Origin of the sequence: Actinomycetospora sp. (genome assembly GCF_036497585.1) — a bacterium.
Taxonomy (GTDB): Bacteria; Actinomycetota; Actinomycetes; order Mycobacteriales; family Pseudonocardiaceae; genus Actinomycetospora.
Window position 1 is genome coordinate 1 of sequence record NZ_DASXJD010000176.1, and the last position, 19,118, is coordinate 19,118.

Genomic DNA, 19,118 nt, shown 5'->3' on the forward strand with positions numbered 1-19,118 from the left:
GCGCCCCGCCCCAACAAACACGGCCACCTCACCGACGCCGCCCGCGACACCGCCGCCCGCCTCACCCACCACGCCAGCCCGACCACCACCGTCACCGAGCCGGCCCCACCCACCCGCTACGACCACGACCCCGACTTCTGAGACTCAGCGGGGTCGACCGAGCAAGGCTCAGTCCCGGCGGTTCGACCGAGTCGCGCTCGCCGTCGAGGCTCGCGATCGTGCGCGGGCGGCACCTCGCTGCCCGCACTCCGACCGGAAGGACCCGCATGACGACCACCCTCGCGATCACCGGCGCCACCGACGGCCTCGGCCACGCCCTGGCGCTGCGCCTCGCGGCCGACGGCGATGTCCGGCTCGTCCTGCACGGCCGGGACGCGGCGAAGCTGGAGCGGGTCGCCGACGAGGTCCGCAGCGCCGGCGCCCCCGAGCCCGTCACCCTCACCGCCGACCTCGCCGATCTCGCCCAGGTCGCCCGCCTCGCCGACGACGTCGCGGACCGCGTCGAGCGGCTCGACGTGCTGGTGAACAACGCCGGGATCGGCTCCGGCGAACCCGACGGCCGCGAGCGGCGCGCCAGCCGCGACGGCGTCGAGCTGCGGTTCGCGGTGAACTACCTCGCCACGTTCGTCCTCACCGAGAAGCTGCTCCCGCTCCTGACGGCCTCCGCCACCAGCGAGCACCCTGCACGCGTCGTGCACGTCTCGTCGCTGGGCCAGCACCCGCTGGACCTCGACGACCTGCAGCTCGAGCGCGACTACTCGGGCACCCGCGCCTACGCCCAGAGCAAGCTCGCCCAGATCATGCACTGCTTCGACCTGGCGCAGCGGCATCCGGCCGGACAGCTGACGGCCACCAGCCTGCACCCCGGCACCTACATGCCCACCAAGATCGTGCTCACCGAGATCGGCCGCAGCGTCGACACCCTCGACTCCGGGGTCGAGGCCACCCGACGGCTCGCCGCCGACCCCGCGCTCGAGGGCACGACCGGCGAGTTCTTCGACCGTCTCCGGCCGGCCCGCGCCAACGCGCAGGCCTACGACCAGCAGGTTCGGGACGCCCTGCGGGCCCGCAGCCTCGAGCTCGCCGCCGACCACCTCGCGACGACGTGCTGACGCGCGAGTGTGATCCCGACCCGCACCACCCGAAGGGATTCCATGGTCGTGAGACACTGGATGCGACACGACGTCGGGCCTGCCTGTCCGGCGTACCCCCGCCCCGGCCGCGGCGTCCAGCCCGCCGGGCGGCCTCCCGGAACCAGGTGACTTTCCATCTCTGACGCTCCCCTGCCGTTCACCGCGCTGGGCGTCTCGCCCTCCGTCGCGAACGTTCTCGCCGAGCACGGCATCACCGAGCCGACGCCGATCCAGTCCGCTGCCATCCCCGACGCCCTCGCCGGGCACGACGTGCTGGGACGCGGCCGCACCGGCAGCGGCAAGACCCTCGCCTTCGGTCTGCCCGCGCTGGCGAAGCTCGCCCGCTGCGACGCGCCCACCCGGCGGTCCCGTCCCCGTGCGCTGGTGCTGCTGCCGACCCGTGAGCTCGCCGGCCAGGTCCGCGACGCGCTCGCGCCGCTCACCGAGGCGCTCGGGCTCGAGCAGACGGTCGTCTACGGCGGCGTCGGTCAGCGCCCCCAGGAACAGGCGCTGCGTCGGGGCGTCGACCTGCTCATCGCGTGCCCGGGCCGCCTCGAGGACCTCATCGGTCAGGGGCTCGTCGACCTCGACCGCGTCGAGATCACGGTGCTCGACGAGGCCGACCACATGTCCGACCTCGGGTTCCTGCCCGCGGTCCGGCGCCTGCTGCGCCGTACCCCGGCGAACTCACAGCGTCTGCTCTTCTCCGCCACGCTCGACGGCGAGGTCGACAAGATCGTGCGGGAGTTCCTCCACGACCCGCGCACCCACAGCGTCGACCGCGCCGCCGAGCCGGTGCCGGACATGACCCACCACGTGTTCACCGTCCGCAAGGACGACCGCAACGCGGTGATCCGGGAGCTGGCGGGCGGCCACGGCCGCATCATGCTGTTCACCCGCACCAAGCACTCGGCGCGTCGGATCTCCCGCCAGCTCACCGCGGCGGGCATCCCGGCGAGCGAGCTGCACGGCAACCTCAGCCAGAACGCCCGTGACCGCAACCTCGGCCAGTTCCGCGACGGCGACGTCCGCGTCCTCGTCGCCACCGACATCGCGGCACGGGGCATCCATGTCGACGACGTCGCCCTCGTCGTGCATGTCGACCCCCCGTCGGAGCACAAGGCCTACCTGCACCGCTCCGGGCGTACCGCCCGCGCCGGCGCGACGGGCGACGTCGTGACCCTGGTGCCGCCCGAGGAGCGGGACGAGGTCGCCAAGCTCACCCGCAAGGCGGGCATCCGGCCGCGGGCGGCGAACGTCGGGCCGGGCGCGCACGAGATCACCGCGCTCGTCGGCGAGGCGGCTCCCCTGGTCAGCGCGCCGGAGCCCCAGGAGCGCCCCCAGCGCCAGGAGCCGCGATCCGGGGCTCGCACGGAGCCGCGGTCGGACCGGTCCGGCTCGGGCCGCCCCCGTCGTCGGGGCGGACGCGGAGGTGGCCGGCGGACGGCTGGCCCGACGACGGGTGCTGCCGCGGGCTCGTCCGGCTCCGGCAGCGCCCGCCGGTCCCGCTAGCAGCACCGTGCGCGGCGGACTGTCGAGGGACGGGGTCCGGCGACGACACTCCTGCGAAGAGCCTTCGGCAGGAGGAACCGGTGACCACACAATCCCTCGACCACACGTTCTCGGCGACCGTGCAGCGCAGCACGGCGCCCGGCGGCTGGACCTACGTCGTCATGCCCGGCTCCGCCGACTACTTCGGCACCCGGGGTCGCGTGAAGATCACGGGCACCGTCGACGGGCACGCACTGCGCACCTCGTTCATGGCCCTGGGGGACGGCACCCACAAGCTGCCGGTCACGGCCACCGTCATGCGGGCCATCGGCAAGAGCGCGGGGGACGAGGTGACGGTGCACCTCGCGACACGGGAGTCCTGACGGATGCCTCCGCCGTGTTCAACGTATAGCGGAGCAGGGGACTTGCGGCAAGACCCTGGGTCTCCCCCACCATCACGCGGCCGAGTTCGAGCCGACGTGGGGGGCCTGTGCCGATCCGGGAACACGACGAGGAACTGACCGCCGAGAGCGGATACATCGCCGATCTCTACGCGCGGCTCGACGCCGAGCGGGCTCGCGTGGCGGCGGAGTACCGCGCGGCGTTGCGGGACACCGGCCGGTCGCCGATGGATCGCGACGTGCAGGTGCGCGCCTCGGCGAAACAGGCGAGGCGGCTCGACGTCGCCGACAACGGGCTCTGTTTCGGCCGCCTGGACTCGACGTCTGGTGAGCGTGCCTACGTCGGGCGGATCGGGATCCTCGACGAGGACGACGAGTACCGACCGTTGCTGCTCGACTGGCGGGCCCCGGCGGCACGACCGTTCTACGTCGCCACGGGCGCGAATCCGGAGAACGTGCGTCGGCGCCGCCAGTTCCGTTCCCATGGACGTCGACTCGTCGATTTCACCGACGAGCTCCTCGGACGCGGGAACGGCGAGAGCGACGGCGACCCCGACGCGGCACTGCTCGCGGCGGTGAACGCCCCGCGCGGCGAGGGCATGCGCGACATCGTGGCGACGATCCAGGCCGAACAGGACGAGATCATCCGGCTCGACCACCCCGGCGTCACCGTGATCGAGGGCGGCCCGGGCACCGGCAAGACCGTGGTCGCGCTCCACCGGGTGGCCTACCTGCTTTACACCCACCGGGAGCGGATCGAGCGCCACGGCGTCCTCGTCGTCGGCCCCAACCCGGCCTTCCTCGACCACATCGGTCGCGTCCTGCCCTCGCTCGGCGAGTCCGAGGTCGTGTTCACGACGACGGGTGGGTTCGTGCCGGGCCTGACCGTCACCGCCGAGGACGCCCCCCACGCCACCCGGCTGAAGGGCTCGCTCGGCGTCCTCGACGTGCTCACCGCCGCGATCGCCGACCGGCAGCGGCTCCCGGAGCAGCCGCTGCCGATCCGGGTGAGCGACGTCGCGCTGCACATCGACGCCGGGACCGCCGCGTGGGGCCGGGAGGAGGCCCGTGCGAGCGGCCGGCCGCACAACGAGGCCCGCGCGGTGTTCCGCGACGTCGTCTCGTGGGCGCTCACCGAGCGCGCGATCATGCGGATCGGCCGCGGCTGGCTCACGCGGGAGGACCGCACGGCGTGGGACGAGCTACGGTCCGAGCTGCTCGCCGAGCTCGCCGGCGACGACGCGTTCCTCGCCGCGCTCGACGAGCTCTGGCCGCTGCTCACCCCGGCGGGCCTGCTCGCGTCGCTCTACGTATCGCCCGAGCGGCTGCGCGCGGCCGGCGCGGACCCGGGGTTGTGGCGGGCCGACGGGGCGGCCTGGACGGTCTCCGACGTGCCGCTGCTCGACGAGCTGTTCGACCTGCTCGGCCACGACCCGCCGGCGGAGCAGGCCGCCGCGCAAGCCACCGCGGCGGAGCAGCACGCCGAGGCCGAGTACGCCGCCGACGTGATGGATGCGATGAAGCTCGACCGCGAGGAGATGGACGAGGACGTCGGGCTGGCCGCGGCGAACCTGCTCCACGCCGAGGACCTGGCCGACCGGTTCGTCGAGCTCGACACCCGCGAGCTCGTCGAGCGCGCCGCCGCCGACCGCGACTGGACCTACCGGCACGTCGTGGTCGACGAGGCCCAGGAGCTCTCGGAGATGGAGTGGCGGGTCCTGATGCGGCGGTGCCCGGGCCGGTCGTTCACCGTCGTCGGCGACCTCGCGCAGCGCCGGTCGGCCGCCGGCGCGTCGTCCTGGGCTGCCGTGCTCGACCCCTACGTGCCCGGCCGCTGGGTGTACCGGTCGCTGACGGTCAACTACCGCACGCCCGCCGAGATCATGGCCGTGGCCGCCGACCTGCTCGCCGGGTTCGCGCCGGAGGTCGTGCCGCCGGAGTCGGTCCGGGCGACCGGGGTGCGGCCGTGGGCCCGCCGGGTGAGCGACGACGAGCTGCCCGGCGCCGTCGAGGCGTTCCGGCAGGAGGAGGCGGGCCGCGAGGGCACCAGCGTGGTGATCGGGCCGCCCGGTGTGCCGGGCGCGGTGCCGGCCTCGGAGACCAAGGGCCTCGAGTTCGACGCCGTCCTCGTCGTCGACCCCGAGCGCATCCTGGCCGAGGGAGCCCGCGGGGCGGCCGAGCTCTACGTCGCCCTCACCCGCGCGACGCAGCGCCTCGGCGTCCTGCACCGGGGTCCGCTGCCCCGGGCGCTCGCCGGGCTCAGCGCGGAGTGAGGCGGAACGCCCGGGCGCCGTTCGCCCAGGCGAGGTGCAGATCGGCCGGGTCCGGACGGCCGTCGTCGTCGAACCCGATGCCGTTGAAGTCGGCGAAGCGGCGGTTGTCACGGGCCATCGTCGCGTAGGCCTCCGTGACGCCGGGCTCGTCGGTGATCGCCTCGACGTCGGCGCTGCGGCGCCGGCCCTGCAGCAGGATCGTCACCGGCTCGCCGGAGCGCAGGTTGCGGCCCCAGGCGAAGGGCGTGCCGACCAGGAGGTCCGCGCCGTCGCGGATGTAGGCGACGGGGACCTCGTAGCGGGTGCCGCTGCGGCGGCCGACCACCTCGATGACGACGAGCCGGGCTCCGACCACGCGATTGAGCACCGGGACGTGCAGCACCGTGCGCACGACCCGGTTGACCACCGATTGCAGCGGCAGGGTGTGCGCCCGGCCCGTGGGGGACGTCGTCATCGCGGATCACCTATCGATACGTCTGCGTTTCGTTGACGATCGATACGCTAGCGGTTCGATACGCGGAGGGCCAGACACCCGGGAGGAAGGACAGTGGCAGGACGCGAGCCGGTCGCCCGGGGGGAGCAGGCCCGACGTCGGGTGCTGCACGCGGCCCTCGACGTGCTCGCCGACGACGGGATGCCCGGGTTCACGATGGAGTCGGTCGCGCGGCGGGCCGGCGCGAGCAAGGCCACCGTGTACCGGCACTGGCCCTCGGCCTCGGCACTGCTCGTGGACGCGATGGACGCGGAGTTCCGGCCCCTCGCGGACACCGACACGGGCGACCTGCGGGCCGACCTCGTCTCCCTCCTGACGAGGTTCGCGTCCTCGCTCGCCGACTCCCCGTTCCCGAAGCTCATGGCCGCGTTCACCGACGCCGCCGAGCGCGATCCCGCGCTGGGTGACCTGCACGCGGAGCTCACCCGCCGGCGACGGGAGCCGCTGCTGCGGCTGGTGCGCGGCGCGGTCGAGCGGGGCGAGCTCGTCGCGGAGACCGATCCGGAGCTGGTCGTGGACCTCCTGGCCGCCCCGTTCTTCTACCGCCGGCTCATCGCCCACCAGGCGATGCCCGCGGACATGCCCGGCGCCGTCGTCGACCACGTGCTGGCGAGCTTGCGGCGCACGGCGGGGTAGGGAGAACCCCCGGTCGGGTCGGCGGGTTCTCCCCCGCGGCGGTCGGGGGTGCGCACGATCGTCGCGGCCCCGCGATCGCGACAGGCTTCTCGACAACGCCGAGCGGGCCGGACGGAGGCCCGCGAAGTCCCGAGGAGCCCGCGTCGTGACCGCCTTCGACCCCCGCAACGTCCGGCCCGGCACCGCCACCCAGCCCTACGGTCCGGTGCCGCCGCCCCCATCGCTGCGACCCCGGAAGCGTCGCCCGCTCGTCGGAAAGATCGTGGCCTGCGTCGTCGCGGCCGGCCTCGTCGCCGGTGGCGCCGGCACCTGGGCCGCGCTCTCGGGGTCCGACGGGACCACCGCGGTGCAGGCCACCTCGTTCGCCGGGGCCGACCCGACCACGACCCCGTTCGGCACCGACGCCCCGCAGGTCGCCACCGTCGCCGCCACCGGCCCCCAGGCGGGGGACACCCCCGCGATGTACGCGGCCACCACCCCGCCGTCGTGCGACACGGCGTCGTACCTGGGGCAGCTCCGGGCCGACCCGGCCAAGCTCGCGGCCTTCGGCGGTGTGTACGGCCTCGGCGCCGGTGACGTGCCGGCGTTCGTCACCAGCCTCTCGCCGGTCGTGCTGCGTGCCGCCACCGCGGTGACCGACCACCCCTACGCCGACGGCGCCTTCGTCGAGCAGCCCGCCGTGCTGGCGGCCGGGACCGCGGTGCTGGTCAACAGCTACGGCGAGCCAACCGTGAAGTGCTTCAACGGCAACCCGCTCACCGCGGGCGCCACGACGCCGGGGGCCGTCACGGTGACGCCGACCGCCCAGGCGCTGACGACGTTCCACTTCACGACGGTCACGGGCAGCGGCACCGTCGATGTCCCCTGCCCCCGCGACCCCAAGCCGCACCCGGGCCCCAACCCGGCGCCGACCGCCCGCTACAACTACGACGGGTCGGTGCTGCTCTCCGACGGGCGCATCATCAAGACCGACGGCACCGTCGTCATGCCGAAGGCCCCGATCCCGGCGGGTGCGGTGAAGAACCCCGACGGGTCGTTCACCGTCGACGGCAAGGTCCTCAACCCGGACGGCACCGAGCGCAAGCCCATCGTGATCCCGCCGCAGACCATCCAGCTGCCGGTCGGGGGCACCACCACCGTCCCCGGCTTCACCATCGGCACGGACGGCGTCGCGGTCGACGCGAACGGGAAGCGGATCGACCCGCAGCCGACGATCCTCCGCAACTACGACGGCACCGCGACCGTGATCAGCGGCGGCGAGGTCGACGTCTGGGGCACCGACGGGAACGTCGTGTCGAAGTTCAAGGTCGAGCCGCCGAACAAGGTCAACCCCGACGGCTCCATCACGACGCCCGACGGCAGCATCCTCAACCCCGACGGCTCCACCAAGCGCACCGCCGTCAAGGTCCCCGGCCAGAAGACGGTGCAGCCGAACGGCGGCGAGGAGCCGCAGAAGACCGACCCGAAGGACCCGCAGCACGGGACCGGGACCGCGACGTCCGGCCACGGCGGGACCACCGGCACCGGCACCGGCACCGGGACGGGCACGGGCACGGGCACGGGCACGGGCACCCAGGCCTGCCCGAAGGTCGTCACCGACGCGACCTCGACCTGCAAGCTCCCGACCGGCTCGGCGGACTCCACCACGAGCACGTCCGGCTCCGGCTCGGCCAGCACCGGGGCGGACAGCGGGTCGGCCGCGACCGGCTCGACGTCGGGCTCCGGCTCCACCTCCGGCAGCGGCTCCTCCTCGAGCGGCTCGCAGACCCCGGCGAAGGGAGGTTCCGAGCACTGACCCCCGACCCCGACCCGACGCCCGGCCCCACCCCGTGGGGCCGGGCGTTCGTGCTGCCGGGCGTCAGCGAGGGAGTGGTGGGCCCCACGAGGTCGTATCCCGCAGGGTCCGCTTGAGCAGCTTCCCGCCCGGGTTGCGGGGCAGCGGCTCGCGCGAGACGGCCACGTACTGCGGCACCTTGAAGTCGGCCAGCCGGGTCTGCAGGTAGGTCACGACGGCGTCCACGTCCAGCTCCCCGGCTGCGGGCACCAGGACGGCTCCGACCTTCTCGCCCATGACGTCGTCGGGGACCCCGACGACGGCGGCGTCGGCGACGCCCGGGGCGCCGGCGAGGGCGTTCTCGACCTCGACGGAGTAGACGTTCTCGCCGCCGCGGTTGATCACGTCCTTGGCGCGGTCGACGATGCGCACGAGCCCGTCGTCGACGCGGGCGAGGTCGCCGCTGTGCAGCCAGCCCTCGACGAACGTCGTCGCCGTGGCCCCGGGGGCCGCCCAGTAGCCGTCCACGACGTTGGGGCCGCGGATCAGCAGCTGCCCGACACCGGCCTCGTCGACGTCGGCCAGCGCCAGGTCCACCACGGGCGCGGCGAAGCCCACGGAGTCGGGGTGCTCCGCGGCCCACTCGTGGGGCAGGAACGTGGCGATCGAGGACGTCTCGGTGAGCCCGAACCCGTTCCCGAGCCGAGCCTGCGGGAGCCGCTGCAGCAGCCGCCGGACCAGCGCGGGCGCGATCGGCGCCCCGCCGTAGGTGAGCCGCCGCACGCGTGACAGGTCGGCCTCGACGTCGTCGCGCGCCAGGGTCAGCCCGTAGATCGCGGGGACGCTGACGAGCGTGTCGATGCGCTCGTCGACGACCGTGCGGACGAACGAGGCGCCGTCGAACACCGGGAGCACCACCGTGGTGCCGCCGAGCCCGAGCTGGACGAGCAGCTGCGAGTTGCAGCCGGTGACGTGGAACAGCGGCACCGACACGAGGTTGCGCAGCGAGGGACCCTCGGCGCGGTCGATGCCGATCACCCGGATCGCGGTCTCGACGTTGGACAGGAAGTTGCCGTGGGTCGTCCGGGCGCCCTTCGGCCGTCCGGTCGTGCCGCTCGTGTAGAAGATCGCGGCCAGGTCGCCGGGGACGAGGTCGTCGAGGGCCTGCGGGTGCCCCGAGGGCAGCGGCGTCCCGGGACGCAGCACCGCCACCGCCCCGCTGTCGGCGAGGACGTGCTCGACCTCGGGCGCGGCGAAGCGGGTGTTGACCGGCACAACGACGGCGCCGGCGAGCAACGTGCCGAGGAAGCCGACGACCCAGTCCAGCCCGGCCGGCAGCAGCGAGGCCACGCGGTCGCCGCGGCGGACGCCGTCGAGCACGAGCCCACCGGCCACGGCCGCCGCGCGATCCCACAGCTCGGCGTAGGTCACCCGCTCACCGCCGACCTCGACGACCGCCTCGACGTCGGGATGGCGCTCCACCGACGCCCGCACCATCGCGACGACGGAGGGCGCGAGGTGGTCGTAGCGGGCGATGCCGTCGGCGCCGCGGGTGATGCCGGCGGTGTCGAACGGTGCCGCGCCGCGGTCGAGGGGGTGGGGCATCGTCGCCTCCCGGCCGGTCGCTCATCGCTGTGACCCACGCCACCCTAGTGGGGTTCGCGGTGGTCAGAAGTCGGGCGGGACGCCCTGGACCCCCCGCACGAGGTAGCGACCCCCGGCCGCCTCGAGCGCGGGCCGTCCTCGACGAGCGCATGGCCCGCGAGGTCCACGCCTATCTGGCCCGCTGGATCGCCGCCCGGGACCTCGAGCGGGCGCACGAGGTCCCCGAGCAGACGCGGCGCCGGATGGCCGGCGGACTGATCCACCGCCGGCGCGCCCACGACTGACACGAACCCCCGCGGCGAGGAGCTCGAGAGCAGGGACCGTCAGGGCTGCTCCGCCGTGGGGTGAGTGCCGGGTTCGAGAACCTCCTCGAGCACGGCCAGGACCGCGGACGCCGCGGCGAGGTGGGTACTGGCCGCGATCTGCTGGACCTCGTCGGTGGCGTCGTCGCTCTCCGCCTGCCAGCGTCGCTGCTCCGCCTCGGCCGTCTCGATCGCGGCCACCACCCGAGCTTCGAGGTCGCCCTGCTGACGTGCGTCTTCGCTCATGTCACTCCCCTGCCGCGCCTGACCTCGGAGACCTCGGAACCGTCGGCGCCACAGGTCTCCAGGGCCGAGCAGGCTGCCCGCAACGTGGGGTGGCGAACCGTTGAGAGCCTGGTCGAGAGGCGCTCCTCGAGCTCCTCGCCGGCGTGGGCCCGTCGGACTCGAATCCACAGCCCGCGGACTACCGTCTGGCGTCGCCCAGCGTCCGCGTGGGGGCCGGTCGGCGCGGAGCCAGAGCGGTGCGACCTCCGACGATGCCCGCCGGCGTCACTGGGCGCCCCCACCCGGCCATCGCCCGCGAGAAGTCCCCGTCGGCGGGCCGCCGGCCGGCGTGCGCCGGGGCGCGGCGGGGTCTTGCCATGGAGCCGACCCATTGGACGGGGCGGGACGTGGGGGCCACGGCTCCCCTGACGAGGGTCCCGACCGTGGTGCTGTCGCCCGTTCAGGAGCCGATCCGTCCTCACAGGCCTGCGTGAGCGTGGGCCGGTTCGGCGGTCTTCGCGCCCACCTGCGCGCGGATGTCATCAGGGGTCTTATCGGCCAGGCCCATGGCGGTGAGGGTGAGTCCGTCGCGTGCGTAGTCAACGCCGTTGATCGCCTCCGCCAGGTGGACGAGAGAGGTGATGGTCGGCGCCGGGCTGTGGGCCGCGGCGGCGAGGTGCATCCAGGGAACGAGGCCCCAGCCGACGTCCTCGTGCAGGTAGCGGTGGTCGAGCGTGGGGGGCGAGCGGAGCGGGCGGATCAGCTCGCTGTGCTGGATCGCGTCGTACGCGCCGTGGGCATGCGGCTGGCCGTCGGGGGTGAACCCGAGCCGGTGGAACAGCTCGGGGAACGGGACAGCAGGGACACCGAGACGGTGAGCCAGCGCCAGTCGTTCACGGTCGATCCCGTCGATGACCCGGGCGACGGCGCGACCGTTGCCCGCGACGTAGAACCCGAAGTCACCCCCGGTGGCTTCGATCCAGCCCGCGTTGCACACCATCCCGGGCGGATGGAGGACGGCGTTGATGTTCATCAGGTCGGCTTCGAGGATGCTCTCCGCGCGGCCGAACAATCCTGGCAGCAGCGCGTCGAGTCGCTGGTGGCAACTGTCGACGTCACGAGCGGGGAGCGCGGCGACCGAGGATCGAGGGCGCAGGAACACCCGCACCGTGGCTGGGCCGGTCAGCCGGCTGACGTGTGAAGCGGTGGTCAGCTGGCAGATGGTGCGCTCACCGTGCCCGGACGCTCGCGCACGCTCCGCGAGGTACAGCGCGCCGCCGGTGTGCCCGGGGTTCAGCCAGATCAGTTGTGCGGGGGTGGTCGCCTCCAACAGCGCCGACGCATAGTGCGGCAGCGATGCCGTCGGCACGGTCACCGCGACCACTGCGGCGCCGGAGATCGCGGCGGCCAGCGAGTCGGTCACCGACCCGAGCGGGGCGAATCCCTCGACCTCCCCGCACAGCGAGATCCCACCGGCGGTCTCGATCGTCTCGAGTCGCTGCGGTGAGCGGTTGTACAGCCGGACCTCGACGCCGCGCAGCGCGAGATCGCCGGCCAGCGCGCAGCCGACATTGCCCGCACCGATCACGGCCACGGGCGAACATCCAGCTGCCGCTGGTCGGGGGTTCGTGCCGAACCGAGGTCCCGTCGTGGTCATCAGGCCCTCCGGCTACACTCGACGACTCCATACAGGGTCCATCTACTCGATATAGGAAGTCTATCCTTAATGGCGTCGGACCGGAAGCCCCAGGCCTCGCCGCTGCGTCGCGCGCAAGCTGCCGCGACGCGAACCAAGATCGTCGACGCGGCCGCGTCGCTGTTCGCGACACAGGGCTATGACGGCGCGCGGATCGACGACGTCGCCGCCGCGGCAGGCGTCGCCTACCCCACCGTCTACAAGGCCTTCGGAAACAAGCGCAGCCTGCTCCAGGCGGCGGTGGACCTCCAGATGACCGGCGGGACGGACGGCGACGTCGCCCGGCAGGACTGGTTCCGCGAGCAGCTGGAGGCCCCCACCGCCGAGCACCAACTGCGGCTCGTCGCCCGCAACGCACGCCGCCTCTACGACCGCGCCGGGAGACTGCTCGAGACCGTCCGCGCGACCGCGGCCCGCGACGACGAGATCGCCGCCCTCTGGCGCGCCATCCACGACGACCGCCTCGCACGCGCGCACACGACCGCCGAGCGCCTGGCGACCAAGGCCGAGCTCAGAGGCACGCAGTCGGACGCGGTCCACACGCTCTGGACGCTCACCGTGCCCGAGCTCTACGTGCTCCAGACCGAAACCCTCGGCCTGGAGCCCGACGACTACGAGCACTGGCTGGCGGACATGCTCGTCGCAGCACTACTTCAGTCCTGACCGGTAAGCCCCTCCCGTGACGGTTCCGGGAAGGGGAACGTTCATCGGGAAGCTCGAGAACTGGGCAGCGGCGCTGTGACCGCCCAGGAGGCCCGACCCAGTAGACCCGGCCGAGAGGGCCCCGCACGCCGCGGGTCCCGGCAGTCACCGCGTCGCGGACGCCAGGGTGGTCCGCAGCCCCCAGGCGGTCGCCGCTCCTGGTCACCCCGACGCCGAACCGTGGCGAGCAGAATTCGGGGTGGCGATCCCCTCCAGCAGGTCGGCAGCGCGCGCCGTGCCGTCGAGCCGCCGGATCTCCTCACCCAACGCCGCGGCCGCCTGTCGGTGCGGATCGCTGGCCAGCATCCGCTCGACCACGCGTCGGACCTCGCCGGGCGATGCCTTCTTGGCGATCACCTCGCCGGCGCCAGCGTCCGCCACGGCACGACCGACGAGCGGCTGGTCGAGCATCGGGTGCATGGGCATGACGACCAGCGGCAGGGCGTGCGCGAGGGCGCGCATCGTCGTCGCGTGCCCGCCATGACCGACGACCAGCGAGACCTGCGGCATGAGTGCGTCGTGGGGGACGAACCGGTGCACCTCGTGGTTGGGCGCGGTGCGCAGCGACGCCGGGTCGATCACCGGTCCGGTCGTCACCGCTACGCGGACGCCCAGGTCGGCGGTCGCATCGATTATTCGCTGTAGCGCCGACTGCATGCCGGGGTAGTGGAACGTGCTCAGACTCACTAGCACGGCCGGGTCGTGGCCGGCGGGGTCGTGTCGAGGCGGCAGGTCGAGCATCGGTCCCACGAACCGGACGTTGGCCGGCACGGGACCGGCCGCGGCCGGGTCGAGCGACTCGGGGGCGGCCACCAGACACAGCCCGGCGCGGTCCCACGTCCCGACCGGGCGTAGTCCCTTGAGTCGGGCGATGATGCCGAGGGGGCCGCGCAGCCAGCCTCGACGTAGGTAGGCGTCGAAGAGGTGCTCGAGCGAGACGTAGCGCTGCCCGGTGTCGGCGCACGCGCGCTGGACGGGCACGAGCAGGCAGTCCGCCAGCACCACGTCGGCGGGCCTGGCCTCGAGCTCGGCCAGCACCGCACGGCCGAGCCCGCGGTCGGTGAGCGTCGACACCAGCCGCGGCACGCTGTTGGCCTCGGCCCCGCGGAAGGGCCGCACTCCGCAGTAGGACTCGACGGGGAAGCCGGCGCCCGACAGCGACGCCCGCTGCGACTCGTGGCCCAGGAACCGCACGGTGTGCCCACGACGCCGCAGTTCGCGCCCGACGGCGACCGCCGGCGCCACGTTGCCCCCGCCGTCCCACGTGGCGATCAGGAATCTAGCCATCGGGCTTCCCCTCCGAGCGTGTCCCAGGGCCGGCGAGGATCGTCCTGACCAGACGTTCCATGCGGCGCGTGGTCCGGTCCCGGCTCAGCGCGCGGTCGAGCCGCAGCAGCTTCCAGGTGTAGACGTCGCAGGCCACCACGAGGAGGTCGACGACCTCGGCCCGTTCGCCGGGCGGCCCGGGGAGGAAGGGTCCGAAGACCTCCTCCACCCACGCGCGGTGCAACGCTCGGCCCTCGGTGGTGATGCGGGCCGCCAGGGGCTCACGGTCCTCCTGCGCGAGGAACAGCACGGAAGCGCGACCCCGACGTTCGTAGTGCTCGGCAAGCACCTGCATCGCGCCCGGCACGTCGCCCACGGGCGCGCGACGCTCCTCGAAGACCTGCTCGCGGGCGTACTGGTAGCCCTCCTCGAGCAGGTTGGCGCGCGTGGTGAACCGTCGCAGCACGGTCTGGACACTCACGCCGGCCCGCGTGGCGACGTCGTCGAGCCCGATGTCGCTGAACATCCGCTCGCCGGCGAGCCCCACCAGGGCGTCGAGGATCGCCAGACGGGTCGCTTCGGCCGCCTCGGCGCGAGCGCCCATCGTGTAGGTGCGGGTCGTTTTCATGGTAGTCGCAGTGAACGCCGAATCAACAATTCGTGTCAACTGCCATGTACACGAAAAGAGCGAGGACGTGTTCGTTCTTGCGGCTGTCACCGCAGGTCGCGCGGCCGCGGGCCGTTGCGGGCGTCAGGAGGTGAGGTCGACGACGACCTTGCCTCGTCCCGCGGTCTCGGCGAGGTGGTGGGCGCGGGCTTCGGGTGACCCGGGAGCAGCTGATGGACACACTCGACCGCCTGGCCGACGCGGTGCACACCGCCGCCGCACCGACGTCCGACGAGTTCCCAGCGTCCTGCCAGCGTTGGCGGCCGAGCACGCACACCGGCTGACCCATTCGACGGGCGCGACGCCGCCTGGACCAGGACCTGCCCGGGTGATCGGTTGGAGCGATGGAGGCGGTGGATAGGAGTCTTGACGCGCTGCTCTGGGGTGGTTGGCATGGCGTTCTCGGTCACCGACCCGCTAACGGCCGGCGACGTGCACGCCTGATCGCGGCGTGGCGGGCCCTCAGTGCTGCTGCGGCCGCCCGAGCCTCGCCGAGGTCTCCGCCGGGTCCATCCCGTGCAGGCGCAGCAGGTTCTCGCCGAGAATCTTGCGCTTGGCCTGGTCGGTGAGCTGTGGGTAGCCGTACCCGTCACACAGGTCCTGCGGGATGGTGAAGTCGCGGAAGGCCTGCAGCGCCCACTGCGGCTGCCAGATGGGCGCCTCCGACCCGTACACGATCTTGTCCTCGCCGCACCAGAACAGCAGCTTGCCCAGGATCTCGGCGAACATCCGTGGTGACCGGACCACGAAGTTGATCGTGGCGGCGAGTGAGGCGTGGAGGTTCGGATAGCGGATGAGCTGCCAGCAGACCTCGTCGAGGAACGGCAGGCCCACGTGGTAGATGACGAAGTTGATGTCGGGGAAGTTCGCCGCAGCGCCGTCCATGTCCCAGGTCTGCGTGTGCTCGATGGGCTGCGGACCGAGCGGCACCCCCTTGTGCACCCCGATCAGGTTCACGCCCAGCTGCTGCGCCTTCTCGAAGATCGGGAAGGCGACCTTCGGGTCGTCCATGCGCCAGGGCACCGGGGTACCGAAGTCGTAGCGCACGTTGTAGAACTTGAACGCCCGCGCGTTGAACTCGCCGACCTGCCGCTCCATGAGGTCGAGCGCCTTGCGCCCCTCCAGCGGGTTGACCGAGCCCCAGAAGACGGTGCGCTCCGGGTCGTGCGCCGCGAGCTGCGCACACTCCTCCCACGGTGAGAGGCCGTCCCGGAACAGGTCCGTCAACGGCAGCGGCATCGCCACGAGCATGTCCGTGTCGGAGTGGTCGTAGACCATCTCGTGGATCTCCGACGGCGTCCAGGTGCGCAGGAAGTCCTCCGGGGGCAGCTTCGGCTGGTCGTCCGGGGTCAGCGCGTTGTGGAAGGCGTAGATGTGGTTGGCGAAGAGCTCGCCGTCGCGGTTGAAGGCGTTCTTCGGGTCGAAGTTGAACGGGTGGGCGACCCCGTCGAACACGAACGCGTCACCGATCATGAGCTGATCCCCTCGGTGTGTGGTGGCTGGCGACGTAGGCGTCGCGGTCCGCGACGGCGGCGGGCTCGGGGAGGAACCGCAGCTTGCGCACCGCCGACTCCGAGAGCCGGTCACTGGTCCATGCCTCGTCCCAGACGACCTCGACCTCGCACGACGCGACGCCCGGCTGGTCGGCGACCACCTGCTGCACGTCGGTCAGCACGCGGGAGGCGAACGGGCACCACCCGGAGGTGAGCAGCAGCTCGACACGGGCGTGGCCCTCGTGCACCGACACCGAGCGCAGGAGCCCCATGTCGACCACTGAGATCCCTCTGTCCCGGCAACAGGGGTCGTAGACCTCGGAGAGCGCCTCGGTGGCCCACGTCGGGACCGCCGCGGCGGATGTCTCGTCCATCCCCCGATTGTGTGACCTACGTCTCAGTACGGATAGACCCTGCGAGGCGACGCTTACATGCGGCGGCAGCCCACGTTCGCACCCCGCGAACGTAGGTCAACGCCGCACGTTCCTCGGGCGGCATTGCGTGCGGCATGCCACCCCCGACTGACCCGCGCCTCGGACGGAAGCCGGCGAGCTCGACTCCCTGTTACGGCTGTAGGACGGCTTTGATCACCGCGTGTTCGCGACGGTCGAAGCAGTCGAACAGCGTGGGCGCCTGCGAGAGTGGGCCCCGATGAGTGATGATGCGCCCGGGGCGGGCGCGTCCGGAGACGACCAGATCGCGGAGTAGGGCGGTGTAGCGACGGTCGTGGGTGCGCCCGAAGCCGACCGAGACCCCTTTGGTGAACAGCGTCGCCCACGGCACGGTGATCGCTCCGTTCGCGGCACCCGCCGGGGCCGGGTGGAGGTCCTTCTCTGCGTAGACCCCGGCGACGCCGACGTGGCCGGTGGGGTTGACGAGCCGAGCGATGTCGTTGATGACCTGGGTGGGTAGCTCACTGCCGGGGTTGTCGCGGTCGCGGGCTTGGAACCCGACGGCGTCGATGGCGTGCTGCACGCCGTCCATACCGGTCTCGCCTAAGGGCAGGCCGCGGGTTTGTCGTAGGTGGCGAATCTGCTCGACCGGGTCGCCAAGACGAAAGTCGACCGCGGTGGTGCCGAGCTCGCCGGCCATGGACAGGCGAGCATCGACGCCGTCGACGACGTAGACCTCGCCGGCCCCCTTGAGGAGCGCCGAATACGCGGCGAGCAGGCCGACGGCGCCTGCCCCGAACACCGCAACGGGGCCGGGCGCGGGGCCGATGCTGGCCAGTTCGCTGGCGTGCCACCCGGTGACGAAGGCGTCGGCGAGCAGCACGAAGTCGTCTTCGTGTTCGTCGCCGGGGCTGCCGGGTAGCGGGATGCAGTTGGCGTCGGCGAAGGGCACGCGCAGCAGTTCGGCCTGAGCGCCGCGGTAGCCGCCCATCCCGGCGTAGCCATAGGCCGCGCCGAACCCGCCGGGTCGCACCCGCAGGCAGGCCGCGGAGTAGCCGCGGGCGCAGTTGAAGCAGACCCCGCAGTACAGGTGGGTCGGGATCACCACGCGGTCACCGACGGACACCATGGTCACCGCCGGACCGATCTCCTCGACGACCCCGAGCGGTTCGTGACCGAGCACCAGTCCCGGCTCGGCACCGGTGCGCCCGTCATACATGTGCAGATCCGTGCCGCAGATCGCGCTGGACGTCATCCGCACGACCGCGTCGGCCGGGTCCTCGATCACGGCATCGGGGACCTCCTGGACACCCACCTTCCGGATGCCCTCGTACACGACGGCCTTCATCTGCCGGCCTCTCCTCGACGTACCGACCAGAGTCCATCGTGCGCTGGACCGCCGACAACCCACCGACCCGGACCGTGCGCTCGACCCGGCGGTGGCTCCGCATCGCGTCCCGACGATCGGGCGGCCACGCGACACATTCGAAGCGCTACCCCGCTCCAGCCCCGACGAGCACACTGCCGACGGTGAGCGCTCGGCATCCACCCACCGGTCCCGAAGGGCGGGATCCGAACTCGTTGTTCTCCGGTCCCGTCCACGGCCCGCTGCCGATCCTGCTTCTGATCCTGACCACCGCCACCGGGCTCATCGACGCCGTGAGCGTCCTCGGCCTGGGACGGGTCTTCGTCGCCAACATGACCGGCAACGTGGTCTTCCTCGGGTTCGCGGTCGTCGGCGTCCCCGGCTTCGCTCTCGCCGCCTCGCTCGCCGCTCTCGGCGGTTTCCTGCTCGGAGCGCGTGCTGGCGGGCGCCTCATCGCTCGCCGCGGCGCCCGACGAGGGCACCTGCTACGCGACACGATCGTCGTCGAACTGGTGTTGGTGCTGGTGGGCGTCGCGCTGCTCGCCCTGACCCCCGGACTGCCGGGTAGCGCTGTCGCGTCGGTGGTCGCCGGGCTCGCCGCGGTCGCCCTCGGGCTGCAGAACACGACAGTGCGCCACCTCGCGGTCCCCGATCTCACCACCACCGTGCTCACCATGACCCTTACCGGCATCGCCGCCGACATCCGCACCGCCAGACGTCCCGTCGTCACACGCCCGGTGCTCGCGGTGGCCACCATGTTCCTCGGCGCCGGTGTCGGCGGGCTCCTCGTGCTGCACACCCGGCTGGTATGGGCCCTGGCGCCGGTGCCCGTTCTGCTCGCGACCGTCGCGGTGGTCCTCACCGTTCTCCTGCGCCACGCAGCGCCCTGGCAGGACGCACCGCGACCGGCAGGAGCGAGGCAGTGAGGGAGCGCGGGACCCCGCACTCGAGCGCCCGGCGTGACCAATCGGTGACCACCGGACACGGCGGATGATCTTGAAGTGAGGGAGGGCCTCTTGGCTCGGTGTGGATTGCGACGTCTACACCCGGCAGCCGGGTCAGAAGAGCCCCGCTCGGCGCTCGACAGCCCGATCAGCGGAGCCGGGTTACGGCGATGCCTCACGCTGCGAGAGGGTGAGACCGCCTCGGGCGCGGCGGGGTTGCGGGTCGTGGTGCGAAACGATGGCAATCGGAGTGCTGCGG

18 protein-coding genes are annotated in these 19,118 nt (G+C 72.7%); 9 read left to right on the top strand and 9 right to left on the bottom strand.

Features of this window, described 5'->3' with window-relative positions; genetic code table 11:
- Positions 1-266 precede the first annotated feature (266 nt).
- From VGH76_RS16975 to helR, 4 genes are all read left to right on the top strand, one after another.
- Entirely contained in the window at positions 267-1,112 is an 846-nt protein-coding gene (locus tag VGH76_RS16975; RefSeq protein WP_331557879.1) for an SDR family NAD(P)-dependent oxidoreductase, read from the top strand.
- A 291-nt stretch (positions 1,113-1,403) separates the two neighbouring features.
- Entirely contained in the window at positions 1,404-2,645 is a 1,242-nt protein-coding gene (locus tag VGH76_RS16980; protein WP_414637747.1) for a DEAD/DEAH box helicase, read from the top strand.
- A gap of 80 nt (positions 2,646-2,725) precedes the next feature.
- Positions 2,726-3,007, top strand: a complete 282-nt coding sequence (locus VGH76_RS16985) for a DUF1905 domain-containing protein (RefSeq protein WP_331557880.1) — start codon at positions 2,726-2,728, stop codon at positions 3,005-3,007.
- 107 nt (positions 3,008-3,114) lie between these two features.
- Complete coding sequence (helR, locus tag VGH76_RS16990; protein ID WP_331557881.1) at positions 3,115-5,298, top strand: RNA polymerase recycling motor ATPase HelR; 2,184 nt, start codon at positions 3,115-3,117, stop codon at positions 5,296-5,298.
- Here the strand turns inward: helR and VGH76_RS16995 are convergent.
- Entirely contained in the window at positions 5,285-5,752 is a 468-nt protein-coding gene (locus VGH76_RS16995) for a hypothetical protein (protein WP_331557882.1), read from the bottom strand. The genes helR and VGH76_RS16995 overlap by 14 nt on opposite strands.
- Before the next feature lie 93 nt (positions 5,753-5,845).
- Between VGH76_RS16995 and VGH76_RS17000 the strand changes: the two genes are divergently transcribed.
- Together VGH76_RS17000 and VGH76_RS17005 are read left to right on the top strand one after the other, a co-directional pair.
- Positions 5,846-6,427 (top strand): TetR/AcrR family transcriptional regulator, encoded by a 582-nt coding sequence (locus VGH76_RS17000; protein ID WP_331557883.1) that lies wholly within the window; start codon positions 5,846-5,848, stop codon positions 6,425-6,427.
- Positions 6,428-6,572: 145 nt separating this feature from the next.
- Positions 6,573-8,222, top strand: a complete 1,650-nt coding sequence (locus VGH76_RS17005; RefSeq protein ID WP_331557884.1) for a DUF6777 domain-containing protein — start codon at positions 6,573-6,575, stop codon at positions 8,220-8,222.
- A 63-nt stretch (positions 8,223-8,285) separates the two neighbouring features.
- Here VGH76_RS17005 and VGH76_RS17010 read toward each other — a convergent pair whose 3' ends face one another.
- On the bottom strand, positions 8,286-9,806 hold the full coding sequence (locus VGH76_RS17010; RefSeq protein ID WP_331557885.1) for a class I adenylate-forming enzyme family protein: 1,521 nt from the start codon (positions 9,804-9,806) through the stop codon (positions 8,286-8,288).
- A gap of 149 nt (positions 9,807-9,955) precedes the next feature.
- Here VGH76_RS17010 and VGH76_RS17015 point away from each other — a divergent pair, with 149 nt between their 5' ends.
- Entirely contained in the window at positions 9,956-10,090 is a 135-nt protein-coding gene (locus VGH76_RS17015; RefSeq protein ID WP_331557886.1) for a hypothetical protein, read from the top strand.
- A 39-nt stretch (positions 10,091-10,129) separates the two neighbouring features.
- On the opposite strand, the gene VGH76_RS17020 is transcribed toward VGH76_RS17015, so the two are convergent.
- Together VGH76_RS17020 and VGH76_RS17025 are read right to left on the bottom strand one after the other, a co-directional pair.
- A complete protein-coding gene (locus VGH76_RS17020; RefSeq protein ID WP_331557887.1) occupies positions 10,130-10,354 on the bottom strand; it encodes a hypothetical protein in 225 nt (74 codons plus the stop codon).
- 457 nt (positions 10,355-10,811) lie between these two features.
- Positions 10,812-11,927 (bottom strand): NAD/NADP octopine/nopaline dehydrogenase family protein, encoded by a 1,116-nt coding sequence (locus VGH76_RS17025; RefSeq protein WP_331557888.1) that lies wholly within the window; start codon positions 11,925-11,927, stop codon positions 10,812-10,814.
- Between the two features lie 132 nt (positions 11,928-12,059).
- Between VGH76_RS17025 and VGH76_RS17030 the strand changes: the two genes are divergently transcribed.
- The gene (locus VGH76_RS17030; protein ID WP_331557889.1) at positions 12,060-12,692 is read left to right on the top strand and encodes a TetR/AcrR family transcriptional regulator; all 633 of its coding nucleotides are present in this window, start codon (positions 12,060-12,062) and stop codon (positions 12,690-12,692) included.
- Positions 12,693-12,893: 201 nt separating this feature from the next.
- Here VGH76_RS17030 and VGH76_RS17035 read toward each other — a convergent pair whose 3' ends face one another.
- The 5 genes from VGH76_RS17035 to VGH76_RS17055 form a co-directional block, all read right to left on the bottom strand.
- Positions 12,894-14,018 (bottom strand): glycosyltransferase, encoded by a 1,125-nt coding sequence (locus VGH76_RS17035; RefSeq protein WP_331557890.1) that lies wholly within the window; start codon positions 14,016-14,018, stop codon positions 12,894-12,896.
- The gene (locus tag VGH76_RS17040; protein WP_331557892.1) at positions 14,011-14,625 is read right to left on the bottom strand and encodes a TetR/AcrR family transcriptional regulator; all 615 of its coding nucleotides are present in this window, start codon (positions 14,623-14,625) and stop codon (positions 14,011-14,013) included. Before VGH76_RS17040 ends, VGH76_RS17035 begins: the two co-directional genes overlap by 8 nt.
- 501 nt (positions 14,626-15,126) lie before the next feature.
- Entirely contained in the window at positions 15,127-16,137 is a 1,011-nt protein-coding gene (locus VGH76_RS17045) for an amidohydrolase family protein (protein ID WP_331557893.1), read from the bottom strand.
- Positions 16,127-16,531, bottom strand: a complete 405-nt coding sequence (locus tag VGH76_RS17050) for a metal-sulfur cluster assembly factor (RefSeq protein ID WP_331557894.1) — start codon at positions 16,529-16,531, stop codon at positions 16,127-16,129. Before VGH76_RS17050 ends, VGH76_RS17045 begins: the two co-directional genes overlap by 11 nt.
- A 190-nt stretch (positions 16,532-16,721) precedes the next feature.
- Positions 16,722-17,897 (bottom strand): alcohol dehydrogenase catalytic domain-containing protein, encoded by a 1,176-nt coding sequence (locus VGH76_RS17055; protein WP_331557895.1) that lies wholly within the window; start codon positions 17,895-17,897, stop codon positions 16,722-16,724.
- Between the two features lie 182 nt (positions 17,898-18,079).
- On the opposite strand from VGH76_RS17055, the gene VGH76_RS17060 reads away from it, so the two are divergent.
- Positions 18,080-18,841, top strand: a complete 762-nt coding sequence (locus tag VGH76_RS17060; RefSeq protein WP_331557896.1) for a YoaK family protein — start codon at positions 18,080-18,082, stop codon at positions 18,839-18,841.
- Positions 18,842-19,118: the final 277 nt, after the last annotated feature.